Here is a 16320-nt window from a genome sequence, read left to right as displayed (position 1 = left end):
GTGCATCTGTTTCAGCCGCCCATCAGGGCGGGATCGAACGGGTAGGTGGTCAGGTTCTCATAGCCGTCCTCGGTGATCAGGACCTGATCTTCGAGCTTGATCGAGAAATCACCACCGACCTCGCTCACCAAGGCTTCGACACAGAGCACCATGCCCGGTTCCAGCGCATACTCATAAGCGCCGGGCACCGCCTTGTCGGGATAGGCGACCAGCGGCCATTCATCGCACAGACCGACCCCATGCATCAGCGCGCCGTATTTTTGCGTCTGGAAGCAATCATCAAGCCGGTGTGAATTGGCTGACAGGTCCGGGATCATCACGCCGGGTTTGAGCATCTCCATATTGGTCATGATATGTTCGTGGGCGTGCTGCATGGCATAGATCATATCGGGGCGCGGTGGCTTGTCCCCGACCCACCAGGTGCGGCTGATATCGACGCAGATCCCGTAAGAGCCGACCAGATCGGTGTCAAAGGCGATGATCTCGTTCTTCTGCGTGACGCGCGGCCCGCATTCCTGGAACCACGGATTGGTGCGCTGGCCCGAGGACAGCAGGCGGGTTTCGATCCATTCGCCGCCGCGCCGGATGTTCTCGGCGTGCAAAATTGCCCAGATATCATCTTCGCAGGTCACGCCATCGCCCACATTGGCGCGCGCGAAATCCTCCATTGCCTGCACTGCGGTTTCGCAGGCGTGGCTGGCGCAGCGCATGGCAAGGATTTCGTCAGGGCCTTTGACCGAGCGCGACTTTTCGGTGACCTCTTCGCCCTCCATGATCTCAAAGCCCTGCGCCTCTAGCGCCCGAAGCCCGTGCAGCATCACTTTATCCACCGCCAGCCGCATATTGCCCGGCGCATGTTCGGCGAGCAGAATGCGTACCTCGTTCGAGAATACATCCGCTGCCACATCCACCTTGTCGCCCCGGTCGAAATAAAACAGGTCCGCGCCCGAGCGCTGTTCGCGCACCAGCGGGTTGAATCTGCTCAGGAAAGGCGAGTTTTTGTAGTCCCAGATCACCATATGGCCGTCGGCACATACCAGCACCGCGCGAAACGGGTTATGGGTGTTCCAGAGCTGCATGTTGGTACTGTCAGTGGCATAGCGGATGTTGAGCGGATCAAACATCAACAGCCCGGCATAGCCGCGATCAACGATGTGCTGGGTCAACCGTTTCCAGCGATATTCTCGCATGCGCTCCAGGTTGGGCAGGTGCAGCCCTGCGGTCTCCCATTCCGCAAAGGCAAGCTGCGTCGGGCCGATCTCGATCCGGTCCATGTCGTTCGGCGTGCCGTCCCCCAGCGTTGCGCCGCGCGTGGGGTCAATCTTGCGGCTGTCCCGGTAATGCGTGTTCACGGTGGCTCTCCCCCTTTTTGCTGAGACCAGTTGAGCGCAGTTTTGCGCCCCGATGCCGGTCGATTGCGACCTGAGCACATGTCGTTTTTGGGCCGACAGAGAGGGCAGGGAGTGCTAAGGCCCTGTCATGACGGGTCTTCTTCAGCGCAGCCTTCCCTATGATCCACTGGTGCCCCGGCCCTTGCCGGGTATCGCGCCCTTGCGCATGCAGGACTGGCTGATCCGTGACGAGGTCTTTGCCGGGCAGATGGCGTGGCGCGAGGAGTTGCTGGCAGACCGCCGCGCCGAGGTGCTGGCGCTGGATGAGGCCGCACGCCTGGCGGCTGAAGAACTGCTCGATCTGGTGCTAAGCCTTGCCTATCCGGGGGCAGGCGCGCATGTGACGCGCCCCGATGGAGTGAATGTCACCATCGACCGTTCCGACCCAATGGGCACGCTGGGCCGCTTGGTGCAGGAGGATCTGTGCCTGTTGCAGAAACAGGGCGAGGAACATGTGCTGACCGGCGCGGTGCTGTGTTTTCCGGCAAGCTGGCTGCTGGCCGAGAAATACCTGCGCCCCTTGGTTGGCATCCACGAACCGGTTGCGTCGTATGATGGTGGCATCGCCAAACGCGTGCAGCGCCTGTTTGACGGGGTGCAGCCAGAGCGCCCGCTCTGGCGATTCAACGCGCTTTGGTACGCGGACCCGGAACTGCACCAGCCCCGCAGCGCGGCGGCGCGTCGCGAGACCCCCGAGGCCATGGCGGCGGACTACCTGCGCAGCGAACGGCAATGCATCCTGCGCCTGCCGCAGACCGGTGCGGTGGTCTTTTCGATCCACACATATGTTCTGGCCCGCGCCGACGTCGCGCAAACGTAAGATCGCCCCGCTCGGAGAACGGGGCGATCTTACAGGCACGAGAGAGACGGTGAGAGAGAGACTACATCACAAAAAGAAGGATGTTACGCTGTCGATCATGCCAGTATTCTTGTAGATCATTATCGAGCTGGTCAGGGCCAGCACATGGGTGTTGAGCCTGAAATCCTCACCCTTGATCAGGTTGACCGCCGCCATCGACACCGCGACCGGGGCCGAGACGAAGTAAAGGCAGCCGGTCATGCTCCAGCTGGTCAGCCGCCGGATGTCGCTTTCGGGCTGATCTTCCAGCGCGATGGCCTCCAGCTCGGCGGGCAGGGGCTCGGTCCGGAATGTCAGCGCAAGCGCCTCTTCCTCGGAAAGCTCTACCAGCCCCAGCCTGCCGCAATGCGGGGTCTGGGCCGAAACATAGTCGTAATGGGTCGTCAGGTCTGCGACCTCTTCTTCGATGGGGGCGAACCGCTCGCCTTTGTTGGCGATGATTTGTTTGCGGTCGCCCACCCGCTTTGGGGAGATATTTGCGAAGGCTCCCATGAACTGCTCGACGGTTAATGAGACATCCGAGTCAAGCCATTCGATCGACTCGGTCGTTGCAAGATCCACCATCCGGTACAGCATCACGACCAGGATCAGCTCGGACATGTCCTGATCGGCAAGCTCTGCCGAGACCGGTGTGAGGGTGATGTAGAGACGGGACTTGCCCTGCGCGGCTTCACCCTGATCCTTGGAGTTCAGGCCCGCCACGCGGTCATAGGTCAGCTTGACCAGATATTGGCTGGTGACGATGCGCGCCTCATGCGCGTTCACCAATGTCTGCCGTTCGACCCTATGACCGTGATCTTCCAGAGTTGCCGAGGCGATCTGACCAAATCGGTCAAGCGCGCCATCCTCATAGCCCTGGATTACCAGTCCACCGTGATACCTGCCCGTATCCGTCACTGTTACAACCCTCCACGAAATTGTGTTCAGCAACCAAGGTAAGAGGCGAAGAGGGAGAAACTGTGACCGCGATTGCCAGATTCGAGGCAGTCCGGCGGATATCGGCGGATTGATGCCAATTCGGAAACCCTTTCATTTTATGGTGATTATGCCCCTTCATGAGGGCAATGTGGCAATCTTGTGGCGGCGTTGCGGCGCTCAGCCGTCAATGCGTGCGCCCATTATGGCGATCGACTGCTGATAGACCGTGGCCGCGTTCCACTGCTTTATCACCGCAAAATTGGGCTCTCCGGGCTGATAGCCCTTGCCCGGTTTCCAGCCTTTTTGGCGCAAAAAGTTGGCGGTCGAGGCCAGCGCGTCTGTCAAGTTGTAAAAATCGACCCGTCCGTCGCCGGTCGCATCGACCCCATAGATCATTGCGTTGCCCGGCAGAAACTGCGTATGGCCCAACTCGCCATGTTTGGCCCCCAGAGTGGCGGGGGTGATCGCGCCCTGATCGACCAGTCTCAGCGCGCCGATGGCATGGGGGATGAAAAACTCCGAGCGGCGGCAATCATAGGCCAGCGTCACGATGGCCGAGACAACCTGACTGTCGCCCATGAAATTGCCAAACCCCGTCTCCATCCCGTGAATGGCTAGCAAGACGCCGCTGGGCACGCCATATTGCCGCTCCAGCGCGGCGTAGAAGTCGGGGTTGCGCGCCTTGCGCTTGCGTCCCTGCGCCACGATCGTATCGGCCCCGCGGATTCGCATGAACTTGTCGAGCGTGTATTTGAAGCTTTTCTGATTGCGGTCGGCGGCGATGGTGCGATTGGCATATTGCGCACCCGCCAGCGCCTGCCGTCCCTTTTTCTTGACGCCTGCCTTGCGGGCCTGCTTGTCGAAATCCTGTTTCCAGGCCTCAAACCCGGCGCTTGTATTGCCGCAACTGGCGGCATGCGCCCCCAGCGGTGCGGCAAGAGACAGGATCAGGGCAAGGCATGGCAGGGATCGCATGGCAGGCTCGCTTCTTGTATGTGGATCAGGGCAGGGTCGGCGCGATGATGTGCAGCGCCTGAAGGGCGCCACCGGGTTCAACCCCGGGAAGGGTGGTTTCAAAGAACTTCTCCATCGAACCGTCCTCATAAAGTCCCGAGATCACCTGATCCACAAACAGGCGGAATTCGGTATCGCCGCGGGTCAGCGCCAGCCCGTGTTTCTCAATGGTCAGAATCTGGTCGGACATCTTGAAATTGTCCTGCATCTTGCCGCCTGCAAAACTGACAAGCATGATGCTCTGATCGGCGAAATAGGCATCGATCTCGCCGTCAACCATCGCCTTGAACCCATCCTGATGAGAGACGAAAGGCACCATTTCAGCCTCAATCCCCGCCTGTTCGAAACTGTTGCGTACCGCAGTTTCGGTTGTGGTTGCGCCGCGCATGCCAACCTTTTTGCCAGCCAGATCGCTCAGGTTCTCACCGCCCTCCTTGGGCAGGAGCAGCGCGGTGCCGTCCACATATGTGGGGATCGAGAAATCGACCTCTTCGCGCCGCTCAAGGGTGATTGTGGCCGCACCGCACAGAATGTCGATCTCGCCGCTGGCGATCTTGTCGAACCTGTCCTCGGTATCGACCGAAACAAATGTTGCGTTGAGATTGTCGATTTCCAGCTCGTTGGCCAGGCTTTGCGCAATCCGGTCGCAGATCAGTACGGAATAGCCTGCGGGCTGCTCTTCGGTGTTGATGTAAGACAGCGGGACGGCGTCGGCGCGAAAGCCGATATTGAACTGCCCGGTCTCGCGGATACGGTCCAGCGTCTGGGCCGGGGCGGCGGTTGCCAATGTGGTGGCGAGGGCAAGGCTTGTGAGAAGAAATCGCATCAATCATCCAATCTGGTTACTTGGGCTGGACGATAGCGGGCGTAACGGCAACCCTAAAGAGAAAATGCGCGCAGGGGCCAAAGAGGTGCCTTCCTGCGCCGCGCTTGGGGTTGGACTCAATACAGGTCCAACTCTCCGTGCTCCAACAGGGTCTGGAACCAGTCTTCGGGCGACATTGCCACATGGGCGTGTTTCACCATCGCCTGGTTCATGTCGGCCAGCCCCGACGTGTCGGGCCAGTCCTCGGGCTGCCAGAGCCGCGAGCGCATCACGCATTTGGGGCAATGCATGAAAGCGGTCTGCACCTGCACCAGAAGCGCCATCTTCGGCACCCGCGCGTTCACTGCCATGGTCTCTAGCAAACGCGGATCACGACAGAGCCGTGCCTGACCGCGTACCCGCAATGTCTCGCCCCGGCCCGGAATCAGGAACAGCAGGCCGATGCGCGCGTCACCCAACAGGTTGTGGAACGTATCCATGCGCCGGTTGCCGGGCCGGTCGGGAATGGCCAGCAGGTTGGGGGTGATGCAGGTGACAAATCCGGGCGGATCGCCACGCGGCGACAGGTCGACATGGCCCGCAGGCGATGCGGTCGCCATGACGCAAAAGGGAGAGGTCGCGATGAAATCCCGGCAGATCTCGTCCAGCTCGTCTATCTCCTTGGCTACGATCTGGGGCAGGGGCGGACCGGCAAGCTCTTCAAGTTCCTCGACCGAGGAAATGATATCGGTGAACGCTCCAAAGGGGTCTGCGGTATCGGGCATCTGGACCTCCGGCCTGGCTGTGCCAATGCAAGACTGGGCGCAGCATCGCGCCAAGGCAACAAAAAAGGGCACCCGCAAGGGGTGCCCAAAGTCTGTTCCGCGATCTTGCGATCAGCAGCTGTAATACATGCCGTATTCAACCGGGTGCGGAGTGTGCTCGTAGGTTTCGACCTCTTCCATCTTCAGCTCGATATAGCCTTCGATCTGGTCCTTGGTGAACACGTCGCCCTGCAGCAGGAAGTCGTGATCGGAGGCCAGAGCTTCCAGCGCTTCGCGCAGGCTGCCGCAGACGGTCGGGATACCGGCCAGTTCCTCGGCGGGCAGATCGTAAAGGTTCTTGTCCATCGCTTCGCCTGGATCGATCTTGTTCTTGATGCCGTCCAGACCGGCCATCAGCAGGGCAGCAAACGCCAGATAGGGGTTTGCGGCCGGATCGGGGAAGCGGGCCTCGACGCGCTTGGCTTTCGGGCTTTCGGTCCATGGGATACGCACGCAGCCCGAGCGGTTACGCGCCGAATAGGCGCGCAGAACAGGGGCTTCGAAGCCCGGGATCAGGCGCTTGTAGCTGTTGGTCGAGGGGTTGGTGAAGGCGTTCAGGGTCTTGGCGTGTTTCAGAACACCGCCGATATACCACAGGGCCTCATCCGACAGATCGGCGTATTTGTCGCCCGCAAAGAGCGGCTTGCCGTCCTTCCAGATCGACATGTTCACATGCATGCCGGTGCCGTTGTCACCCGCAATCGGCTTCGGCATGAAGGTCGCCGATTTGCCATAGGCATGCGCCACGTTGTGGATCACGTATTTGTATTTCTGCAGCTCGTCGGCCTGTTTGGTCAGGCTGTCAAAGATCAGACCCAACTCGTGCTGACAGGACGCCACTTCGTGGTGGTGCTTGTCGACCTTCATGCCCAGACGCTTCATCGTGCTGAGCATTTCCGAGCGCAGATCCTGGCTTTCATCGACCGGGTTGACCGGGAAATAGCCGCCCTTGACGCCGGGACGATGGCCCATATTGCCCATCTCATACTCGGTGTCGGTGTTCCAGGACGCATCCGTGGCGTCGACCTCATAGGACACTTTGTTGATCGAGTTCGAAAAGCGCACATCGTCGAACAGGAAGAACTCGGCCTCGGGGCCCATATAAGCCGCATCGCCGATGCCGGAGGCTTTCAGATAGGCCTCGGCCTTCTGTGCGGTGCCGCGCGGGTCACGCTCATAAGCTTCGCCGGTGTCGGGTTCGACGACCGAGCAATGCACGCAGACAGTCTTTTCCGCGTAGAACGGATCGACATAGGCGCTTTCGGTGTCGGGCATCAGCTTCATGTCGGAGGCTTCGATCGACTTCCAACCCGCGATGGACGAGCCATCAAACATGAAGCCTTCTTCCAGAAAGTCTTCGTCGACCTGATCGGCCATGATGGTCACATGCTGCAGCTTGCCGCGCGGGTCGGTGAAACGGATGTCGACATATTCGGCATCCTCGTCCCGGATCAGCTGAAGAACTGTGTCTTTGCTCATTCTGTTGGGTCCTCTGATTGGAAGGTATGTGTTGGGTTACAGTGCGTCCGAACCGGTCTCGCCGGTGCGGATGCGAATGGCTTGCTCGACAGGGCTGACAAAAATCTTGCCGTCGCCGATCTTGTCGGTCTTTGCGGCACCCACGATGGCCTCGATGGCGGCATCGACCTGATCGTCGTCCAGAACCACGTCGATTTTGACCTTGGGCAGGAAATCCACGACGTATTCTGCGCCGCGATAGAGCTCGGTATGCCCTTTCTGGCGGCCAAAGCCCTTGACCTCGATCACGCTCAGGCCCTGAACGCCGACATCCTGCAGCGCTTCCTTCACCTCATCGAGTTTGAAAGGCTTGATGATGGCCTCGATCTTTTTCATTGGCGGAGCCTCCCTGAAATCTTGTCAGTCCGGCTCAGATCATGTCTGAATAAGAGCCACAATCCGATAGTGGCGCCGGGACTGCCGGAACGTGGCGATTTCTAACGCCCGGTCAAAAAATAGGCAAGTTGCATAAAAATTGCGCAGTTTTGAATCGCGAGGGGTTTTCGATGAGTGAATTGCTGACCGCCGCCCAAATGCGGGCCATCGAACAGGCCGCCATCGACAGTGGCGAGGTGACCGGCCTGGAACTGATGGAGCGGGCCGGGCAGGGGGTGGTCGAGGCGATTTTCGAGGAGTGGCCGGAACTGGCGGAAAGCGTTGGTCGGGCGGTGGTGCTCTGCGGGCCGGGTAACAATGGCGGCGACGGGTTTGTCGTGGCGCGGTTGCTGAAGGAGCGCGGCTGGGAGGTGGAGGTGTTCCTCTATGGTGATCCCGAGAAGCTGCCGCCGGATGCGCGGGTGAATTATGATCGGTGGTCGACCATAGGCGCGGTTTCGCCACTCGCTGATTTCAAATCGGATCGCCATTCACCGGTTCAATTGTGCACAGGTGTTTGGATCATTGATGCGTTGTTTGGGACAGGTTTGACTCGGCCGATAGAGGGCGAACTTGCCGAAATTCTTCAGCCGCTCGCGGAGATGGAACTGGGTGCCAGAGGAGCAATAGTCTCCGTCGATATTCCAAGCGGTATTTGCTCCGATAGCGGACGTCCGCTGGGCTTGGCCTTGCCATCCGAACTGGCGGTGAGTTTTCACCTACCAAAATGCGGTCACCACTTGGCCACCGCAGCGAATGGATGTGTCTCGCTGAAAATCGCACCTATCGGTTTGCCATCGAAATGGCCTCATCCGACCAGCTCTCAGGTGCTGCTGGAAAACGACAACGATGGTATGGGCACATGGGTTTTTTGCGGTAAGGATCGAACGCCACAAGACGAAAAAACCGTTCACAAGTACTCCCATGGCCACGCCCTGATCCTTTCTGGTGGCGCGGGCAAGACCGGCGCGGCGCGGTTGGCCGCAAGGGGCGCGCTCAGGATCGGTTCGGGGCTGGTGACGTTGGGGGTACCGCCTTCGGCGCAGATGGAGGTGGCGGGCCAGATCACCTCGCTGATGCTGCGCCGGGTCGAAGGGGGCGATGGGCTGGCAGAATTGCTGAGTGATGAGCGCTTGAACGCGCTTTGTCTCGGGCCGGGGCTTGGGTTGGAGCGGGCTCGGGATCTGGTGCCGGGGGCACTAAAGAGCGCGCGCGCGACGGTTCTGGATGCGGACGCTCTGTCGGGTTTTGCGGATGCGCCGGACGCGCTTTTTGCAATGCTGCATGAATCTTGCGTGCTTACCCCGCATGGGGGCGAATTTGCGCGGCTCTTTCCTGATATCTCCAGAAAATTGAACGCGGTGCCCACCAAGGGACCGGCCTATTCCAAGGTTGACGCCACGCGAGAGGCCGCAAAGCGGGCGGGGTGCGTTGTTCTGTTCAAGGGGCCGGACACGGTGATTGCGGCACCGGATGGGCGCTGTTCGGTCAACTCCGCCCATTATGAGCGCGCTGCCCCGTGGCTGGCGACGGCCGGGTCAGGGGATGTGCTGGCGGGGTTCATCACCGGATTGCTGGCGCGGGGATTCGCCCCGATGCAGGCGGCGGAAACAGGGGCCTGGCTGCACGTGGAATGCGCGCGCCACTTTGGGCCCGGCCTGATCGCCGAGGACCTGCCAGAGCAATTGCCCGCGGTGTTTCGGGAACTGGGGCTCTAGGCTGCGTGGCTGAGCGCTGCGCCCGATGGTTCCGCCGCCAGTTCCAGCCCGCCCGCATAGAGCACATGGGGGGCATCGAATGCGATCTGGTAAAGCACCATTTCGCGAATGCCCAGATCGCGGATGAACTCTCCGTCAAGCAGGGCATCGGCACGCACCATGGCGCGGTCGGCATTGAACAGCGCCTGCGCGCGCCAGTCGCGGATCAGCACTTTCTGCCCGGCGGGCAGGACCAGATCCTGATCGGGTCGCGTGTCGCCAAGCGAGCCTGCAGCAAAGGAGATCGCGCGGCAGCGGCAGGTGGTCCGCTTTACGTCTCGCACCGGAACAAAGCCGTGGTCGCGCGTGATGAGCTTGTCACCTTTGGCCAGGTCTTCAACCAGGCATTCGCCGCGCTGGGTTATGACAGCGGTTCCGGACAGAAACCCCGTGTCTGCCTTTGCCTTTGCCTGAATGCGGGGCAGGGTGGGCTGATCGGTTCTGTGGTCGACACTGGTCTGGGTCATGGCGCTCTCACTTGACGGCATGTGCCAGTGTGGCGTTGGGAATGTGGCAAAAGCGTGAGGTTGGGGCGGCAATTTTTGAGCCACCGGCTTTGCAACCGCCAAATTGTGCGCATTCAGACCGGCGGGGATACAGATCAGACGTTCCTTAAAACCAAAACTTTGAACGCGCAGCCTGAATGCTCAGGTCACCTCTTAAACCGCTGCCTTACTCGGTGTGCGCGGCCGGGCCAGAATATTTGTCCACAAAACGGCAAGGTCGTCGGGGTCGCGGGATTGAAAACGGGGCGCCAGTTCCATCTCATTCAGGTCCTTTCTTGCCCCGGAATCCAAGATGGGTCGCTCCAGCGCCAGGTCGTATCCAGCGGCATCCACCATCGCGACGTAGTCGGAGTGGCGCAGGCGATTTGTGTAATCCTGCGGGTTCAGGCAGAGAAGCCCCCAAATCGTATCGCTGTAGCGCAGGAAGTCGACACGGCTCAGGCGCGCATCTCTGTGCGCCCGGTGGTCGGAATGGTCAATGCCGTGGGAAATGACCCCGCCCGGGCGCAGGATGTCGCGGCTCTGCTCCAGCAATTCGACAATAGCTGGGGGCGGAACATGTTCGAGCACCGTGTGACTTATGATGGCATCGACGCGGACATCCATTGTCTTGAGCGACGCCTGCACGCGATACGTCAACCCAAGCGCATCCAGAGCTTCATTGAGTGGTGTATCATGGGGAAAGGCAAGAGTTTCCTCGATCTTCTCGACAGTGGTGCACAGGCGCTCCGCCAGATCGGTGCGGCGCGCTGCCACGAAGTCCACCGCTGCCTCAAGTGTTTCCCGGTCAAGCAGCGGATGGGCATCCGTAAGGATGACCTGCCTGGCGCCTGCCGCCCGCAACATGAGCGGAATCACCGGATACCAGCCGGTCCCTATCTCGAGAATAGTGCTGTCCCGAAGGTCCAGCCCCGCTTCGGTCAGGAAGTTTATTTGGTCAAAACCACCTGAATAAACCGATTGCTCATGAATCTGATGCGTCTTGCCGGCGATGCGCCGTTTCAGAGCGCGCAGCCTTTGCTGAAAGGGCAACATCGCGGTGAGCGTGTTCTTTGCACAATCGACTTGCCACATATTTGAGAACCCAAACCCTTCAAAACACCATGCAACACGTCGACAGGGCAGTTCAGTTCCAACAAGCTTTTTGGAACGCGGCTACTGGGTCGCCCCACCAATTCCTCAGGTGCCTTCCGACTCGATCTTTCTGCCTGCAAAGACGATCGCCAGAACATGGATACCGCTTGAGGAGGCTCACGTCCACTTAGTGAATGCTGCGGCAATACTTGCGGCCTTACACGCGAAATTATCCTTAACGATGTAGAAACTCTCATTCCTGCACATACAGGGAGACTTGGGCAGTCAATCGGGCACAAAGCAAATCCAGAACGTAACGGAAAACTGTGAAACTAATTGTGAAACTCAGGTTTTCGCGCGTCTCTACGCCAACATGGCGTCGATGGTTTATCTTTTGAAAACAGTATGGTGCGGGTGAAGGGACTTGAACCCCCACGCCTTGCGGCGCCAGAACCTAAATCTGGTGCGTCTACCAATTCCGCCACACCCGCAGCCGTGCAGCCCCAGGGCCGCGCTGTGCGGCGGTGCATAACAAAGGTTGAAACCGAGTGCGAGCGAAAAAAGCGCAAGCCGAGGGTTTCCGATCGCCGGGATCGTGCTCGGCCTGACCGCCTCAGGTCTCAGTAATCCGACACCAGCAGATGGCTGGGCGAGACATCCTCGTCGATATCGGAAAAGCGCGCGATCGGGGCTTCGAACACGTTGTCGGTCCTGTCGTCATTGACGGTTGAAACCTCGCCGATCAGGCAATCACCCTGTTCTGCCCAGAAGGCGTGCCAGATGCCGGGCATCAGGGTGACGCTCTGACCCGGTTTCAGACGCAGCAGACCACCGGGGTCGAGCGTGACCATCACACCATCCGAGGGCACGGTAACCTTGGCGTCGCGGTCGATGCCGCCGGTTGCGTCCGGTGCCCAGAGTTCCAGCACCAGATCGCCGCCGCCGCGGTTGATGATATCCTCGGCCTTGATGTTGTGGCGGTGCATCGGTGACAGCTGCTTGTCACGCGAGATCATGATCTTTTCGGCATAGAGCATGCCCTTGCCCGCGCCCAGATCCTCGACCGCGCCGTTGCGGGTGGTGAACAGGAACAGGCCCAACTCGTGAAACCGGCCTTCCCCGTAATCGGTGATGTCCCAGCCCAGGCCGCGATCGCGGATCAGTGCCGCTTCGTCGCCGCGCAGCTGTTCGGGCTGCCAATAGGCAAAGGGAGGCAGGATGACGCCGTGCTGGCGCATGAAGGCGTCACCTTCGGCAAGGATGTCGTTGATTTCGGATCGTTTCATGATGTGGCCTTTGGCAATCAGTTGGTCAGGTCTTTGGCCCAGGGCGGGTTTGCGCCTGCGCGCGAGACGGTCACCGCCGCCACCTGGGCGGCGAAGGACAGGCAGGAGCGCAGGTCGGTGTCGCTGGCGGTTTGAAGTTTATGACGGGTCAGCAGGCCAAGCTCTTGCGCCTTGGCCATGAAGCCTGCGTTGAACGTGTCACCCGCGCCGACCGTATCCACGACCGTGACCTTTCGGGCCTTTGCGCTGACTGGCTCGGCACCGGCTCGCAAGGCGGTGGCCCCGGCGCTGCCGCGCGTCAGCAGGACCAGCGCGGGACCGGCCTGCAGAAGCGCGTCGGCGCGGCCCAAGTCATCGGGAAGATCGGGACGCAGCCAGGCGAGGTCTTCGTCCGAGACCTTGATCAGATCGGCAGCCGCGATCAGGCGCGTCAGCCGATCCCGGTAGGCCTCGGCGTCACTGACAAAGCCCGGGCGGATATTGGGGTCGACCATGATGGTGCGCCGCCCGGCCTCGCGCTCGGCCAGTGCAACCAGACTGTCGCTGAAAGGCGGGTTGCACAGGCTGATGCCGCCAAAGAACAGCGTATCGACCCGATCGGGGATATCGGGCAGGTCCTGCGACGTGATCCCGCGCCCGGCCGAGTTCTCGTCATGAAAGCTGTAGCTGGCTTGCCCGTCCTTGAGCTGCACAAAGGCCAGGGTGGTGGGGCGGTCGCTGACAACCGAAAACCCGGGATCTACATGGCTCTCATTCAAGGCGTCCCGCAGCATCTCGCCCCAGAAATCTTGCGACAACCCTGTCAGCAGGCCGGTTTCGATCCCAAGACGTCCCAGCGCAATCGAGGTGTTGAACACGGCACCACCGCAATGTGGCGCAAAGGCCTCTGCTCCGGCGGTGGTCCGGGCCGGGAGCATATCGATCAGGGCTTCGCCACAACACAATATCATGCGATCGCTTTCAGACTTGGAATGATTGCGCTAACGTTTCTGATATTTCCAAGGATTAAACAAGTAATTTGATCGCAGTTGAGGCCAAAAAACGCCGCGCGAGAACGTCGGGGGAGCGGGCGCGACCCGTTCGATCGGCGGATATTGACCGAAACCAGCTGTGCGGCAATATGCGGCCTCTGCTTCGGGTCGTGTTCAAGTATCAGGGTCACATAAGGACCGGGCGATCTGTTTGCCGACTGGGCGCCAGGGTCGTTTGTTTAGATCAATAAAAACCAATCTATCGATCAAGTCGAACAGGGTGTTCCAGCAACTACCGTTATGGGTGATTCCAATGACTAAGACTCTCAGGGCCGTTTCCCTTACGGCGCTTACGGCTTCGGCTTTTGCCGCCCCCGCTGCGGCCGAATTGAAGTACGAAAACAACTCGGGTGGCTATGTGAAGCTCTATGGGCAGCTCAACCCGGCGATCATCTCGGTTGATGATGGCCAGGAGACCGAGACCAATGTGCGCGACTACGACGCATCCAACAGCCGGGTCGGCTTGGAGGTGATCCAGCCCTACGGCGCCAACACTTTCCAGTTCCGCTTTGAAACGGCGCTGGGGCTGCCGAACTCGACTGAAACCAGCCAGCTTGGCAATGATTTCGGCGGTTGGACCCGTCAGGATATCCGCCATGTCGATTTCTCGCTAAAAGGCAACTGGGGTAAGGTGTCAGCCGGTCAGGGTAGCATGTTTGCCGATGGTGCGGCGGAGCAGGACCTGTCCTATGTTGGCCTGGCGCTCTATTCCTTCACCGCCGATTCCAACTTCAGCTTCCTCTTCCGCGATACTGCCGGTGCTCTCAGTGGCCCGACTGTCGGGGATACTACGGATGATTTCGATGGCTCGCGGCGGGCGCGCATCCGCTATGACACCCCGTCCTTCAATGGCTTCAGCTTTGGTGCGGCCTGGGGGCGTAACGTACTGGGTGAGGATGACGACCGCGACTATTATGATTTCGGCACCTATTACTCGAACGAGTTCGCGGGGGCCAAGCTGAACGCGGCGCTAGCGTATCAGGTTCGCGAAGGGGACGGCAGCGCCAAACGTGAGGACGTGATCGGCTCTGCCTCGGTTCTGTTGGACAGCGGGCTGAGCTTTACCGTGGCCGCCGGTACCCGCGATGTCGATTCCGACACGGATACCGACCCGAACTACTACTATGCCAAGATCGCTTATGAGACCGAGAACTGGCTGCCAAATCTCGGTAAGACCGGCATCGGTGTGCATTACTGGGACGGCTCGGACTTCAATGCCGATGGCTCCGATTCCAGCGTCTGGGGCGTGGGTGTGGCTCAGCGGATCGAGGATTACAACGTCGACACCTACCTGACCTATCAGAACTACGCCTACGATGATTCGACCGATGATTTCGACGATCTGTCGACTGTTGTTCTGGGCGCGCGCTGGAGGTTCTGAGCCGTCATCGGATTGTACAAGAGCGGACCGCTCCGGGAATCCGGGGCGGTCTTTTCTTTTTGGCGGTCCGAATCCGGAATGATGCGCCAGATGGGCCTTGCACAGGCCGGGCAGGGCCAATAGAAGGCGTCAAATTTGCTTGGCGCGCCAGGGTTGCGCGCCCCAACCTCATGGGGATACCAGATGCAGGTCACCGAGACGCTGAACGAAGGTCTGAAACGCGGCTATAACATCGTCGTCACCGCCGCCGAGCTGGACGACAAGGTCAACGAGAAACTGACCGAGGCACAGCCCGAAGTCGAGATGAAGGGCTTTCGCAAAGGCAAGGTGCCGATGGCGCTGCTGAAGAAGCAGTACGGCCAGCGTTTGCTGGGCGAGGCGATGCAGGAAAGCATCGACGGCGCGATGAACCAGCATTTCGAAGACAGCGGTGAGCGCCCCGCGCTCCAGCCCGAGGTCAAGATGACCAATGAGGACTGGAAAGAAGGCGACGACGTGCATGTCGAGATGTCTTATGAGGCTCTGCCCGAAATCCCCGAGGTTGATCTGAAATCCATCGAGCTGGAAAAGCTGGTGGTCAAGGCCGATGACGCCGCCGTGGACGAGGCGCTGGCCAATCTGGCCGAGAATGCGCAGGACTTCAAAGCGCGCAAGAAAGGCTCCAAGGCCAAGGATGGCGATCAGGTCGTTATGGATTTTGTCGGCAAGGTTGACGGCGAAGCCTTCGAGGGTGGCTCGGCCGAGGATTATCCGCTGGCGCTGGGCTCCAACAGCTTCATCCCCGGCTTCGAAGAACAGCTGGTCGGTGTGAAGACCGGTGAGGAAAAAGACGTCACCGTGACCTTCCCCGAAGAGTACCAGGCCGAACATCTGGCCGGTAAGGAAGCCGTGTTCTCCTGCACCATAAAAGAGGTGAAGGAACCGGTTGCCGCCGAGATCAACGATGAACTGGCGACCAAGTTTGGCGCCGAGGATCTGGCCGCGCTGAAATCGCAGATTTCAGAGCGTCTGGAGGCGGAATATGCCGGTGCTGCGCGCGCGGTGATGAAGCGCGGCCTGCTGGACAAGCTGGACGACCTCGTCGCGTTCGACCTGCCGCCGACCCTGGTCGAAGCCGAGGCCAAGCAGATCGCGCATCAGCTGTGGCACGAGGAAAACCCGGACGTTGAAGGCCATGATCACGAAGAGATCGAGGCGACCGAGGAGCACAACAAGCTGGCGTCGCGCCGCGTGCGTCTGGGCCTGTTGCTGGCCGAGCTGGGCAAGAAGGCCGAGGTTGAAGTGACCGACGCTGAAATGAGCCAGGCGGTAATGGCGCAGGCGCGTCAGTATCCGGGGCAGGAGCGTCAGTTCTTTGAATTCGTGCAGCAGAACCAGCAGATGCAGCAGCAACTGCGTGCGCCGATCTTTGAAGACAAGGTTGTGGATTATGTCTTTGAACTGGCCCAGGTCAGCGACAAGGAAGTCAGCAAGGACGATCTGCAGAAAGCCGTCGAGGCGCTTGAGGACGAGTGATCCTCTTTGGTGCGACAGCATGAGCCAAAATAAGGAGAGCCGCCTCAGATATCTGGGGCGGCTCTT

Annotated in this window: 15 protein-coding genes and 1 tRNA gene; 4 read left to right on the top strand and 12 right to left on the bottom strand. The window is 60.0% G+C overall.

Annotation, left to right across the window (positions count from 1 at the left end; genetic code table 11):
- Nucleotides 1-11: 11 nt before the first annotated feature.
- Nucleotides 12-1352, bottom strand: coding sequence for a dimethylsulfonioproprionate lyase DddP (gene dddP, locus AB1E34_RS14030; RefSeq protein WP_372572968.1), 1341 nt, complete (start codon nt 1350-1352; stop codon nt 12-14).
- A 127-nt stretch (nt 1353-1479) separates the two neighbouring features.
- Between dddP and AB1E34_RS14025 the strand changes: the two genes are divergently transcribed.
- Complete coding sequence (locus tag AB1E34_RS14025) at nt 1480-2211, top strand: heme-dependent oxidative N-demethylase family protein (protein WP_372572967.1); 732 nt, start codon at nt 1480-1482, stop codon at nt 2209-2211.
- Nucleotides 2212-2277: 66 nt separating this feature from the next.
- On the opposite strand, the gene AB1E34_RS14020 is transcribed toward AB1E34_RS14025, so the two are convergent.
- From AB1E34_RS14020 to AB1E34_RS13995, 6 genes are all read right to left on the bottom strand, one after another.
- The gene (locus tag AB1E34_RS14020) at nt 2278-3147 is read right to left on the bottom strand and encodes a hypothetical protein (protein WP_372572966.1); all 870 of its coding nucleotides are present in this window, start codon (nt 3145-3147) and stop codon (nt 2278-2280) included.
- A 198-nt stretch (nt 3148-3345) separates the two neighbouring features.
- On the bottom strand, nt 3346-4143 hold the full coding sequence (locus tag AB1E34_RS14015; protein ID WP_372572965.1) for a lytic murein transglycosylase: 798 nt from the start codon (nt 4141-4143) through the stop codon (nt 3346-3348).
- A gap of 25 nt (nt 4144-4168) precedes the next feature.
- Nucleotides 4169-5008 (bottom strand): amino acid ABC transporter substrate-binding protein, encoded by an 840-nt coding sequence (locus AB1E34_RS14010; protein ID WP_372572964.1) that lies wholly within the window; start codon nt 5006-5008, stop codon nt 4169-4171.
- Between the two features lie 116 nt (nt 5009-5124).
- Complete coding sequence (locus tag AB1E34_RS14005; protein WP_372572963.1) at nt 5125-5772, bottom strand: MSMEG_1061 family FMN-dependent PPOX-type flavoprotein; 648 nt, start codon at nt 5770-5772, stop codon at nt 5125-5127.
- Nucleotides 5773-5883: 111 nt separating this feature from the next.
- Nucleotides 5884-7290: a type I glutamate--ammonia ligase gene (glnA, locus tag AB1E34_RS14000; protein ID WP_372572962.1), complete on the bottom strand. Its 1407-nt coding sequence runs from the start codon at nt 7288-7290 to the stop codon at nt 5884-5886.
- Nucleotides 7291-7326: 36 nt separating this feature from the next.
- A complete protein-coding gene (locus AB1E34_RS13995; RefSeq protein WP_372572961.1) occupies nt 7327-7665 on the bottom strand; it encodes a P-II family nitrogen regulator in 339 nt (112 codons plus the stop codon).
- A 170-nt stretch (nt 7666-7835) separates the two neighbouring features.
- Here AB1E34_RS13995 and AB1E34_RS13990 point away from each other — a divergent pair, with 170 nt between their 5' ends.
- The gene (locus AB1E34_RS13990; protein WP_372572960.1) at nt 7836-9422 is read left to right on the top strand and encodes an NAD(P)H-hydrate dehydratase; all 1587 of its coding nucleotides are present in this window, start codon (nt 7836-7838) and stop codon (nt 9420-9422) included.
- Here AB1E34_RS13990 and AB1E34_RS13985 read toward each other — a convergent pair.
- From AB1E34_RS13985 to AB1E34_RS13965, 5 genes are all read right to left on the bottom strand, one after another.
- Nucleotides 9419-9928 (bottom strand): Hint domain-containing protein, encoded by a 510-nt coding sequence (locus AB1E34_RS13985; protein ID WP_372572959.1) that lies wholly within the window; start codon nt 9926-9928, stop codon nt 9419-9421. The genes AB1E34_RS13990 and AB1E34_RS13985 overlap by 4 nt on opposite strands.
- Before the next feature lie 192 nt (nt 9929-10120).
- Nucleotides 10121-11041 (bottom strand): methyltransferase domain-containing protein, encoded by a 921-nt coding sequence (locus AB1E34_RS13980; RefSeq protein ID WP_372572958.1) that lies wholly within the window; start codon nt 11039-11041, stop codon nt 10121-10123.
- Between the two features lie 406 nt (nt 11042-11447).
- Nucleotides 11448-11532 (bottom strand) — tRNA-Leu (locus AB1E34_RS13975).
- Between the two features lie 129 nt (nt 11533-11661).
- Nucleotides 11662-12327, bottom strand: a complete 666-nt coding sequence (locus AB1E34_RS13970; protein ID WP_372572957.1) for a D-lyxose/D-mannose family sugar isomerase — start codon at nt 12325-12327, stop codon at nt 11662-11664.
- Between the two features lie 17 nt (nt 12328-12344).
- Entirely contained in the window at nt 12345-13277 is a 933-nt protein-coding gene (locus tag AB1E34_RS13965; RefSeq protein WP_372572956.1) for a carbohydrate kinase family protein, read from the bottom strand.
- Between the two features lie 334 nt (nt 13278-13611).
- Here AB1E34_RS13965 and AB1E34_RS13960 point away from each other — a divergent pair, with 334 nt between their 5' ends.
- Entirely contained in the window at nt 13612-14739 is a 1128-nt protein-coding gene (locus AB1E34_RS13960; RefSeq protein WP_372572955.1) for a porin, read from the top strand.
- Nucleotides 14740-14922: 183 nt separating this feature from the next.
- Nucleotides 14923-16254, top strand: a complete 1332-nt coding sequence (gene tig, locus AB1E34_RS13955; RefSeq protein WP_372572954.1) for a trigger factor — start codon at nt 14923-14925, stop codon at nt 16252-16254.
- Nucleotides 16255-16320 lie beyond the last annotated feature (66 nt).

It is taken from the genome of Ruegeria jejuensis (genome assembly GCF_041537905.1).
GTDB lineage: Bacteria > Pseudomonadota > Alphaproteobacteria > Rhodobacterales > Rhodobacteraceae > Ruegeria_C.
The sequence above is the reverse complement of the archived record's forward strand: the minus strand, read 5'-3'. Positions and strand labels throughout refer to the sequence as shown.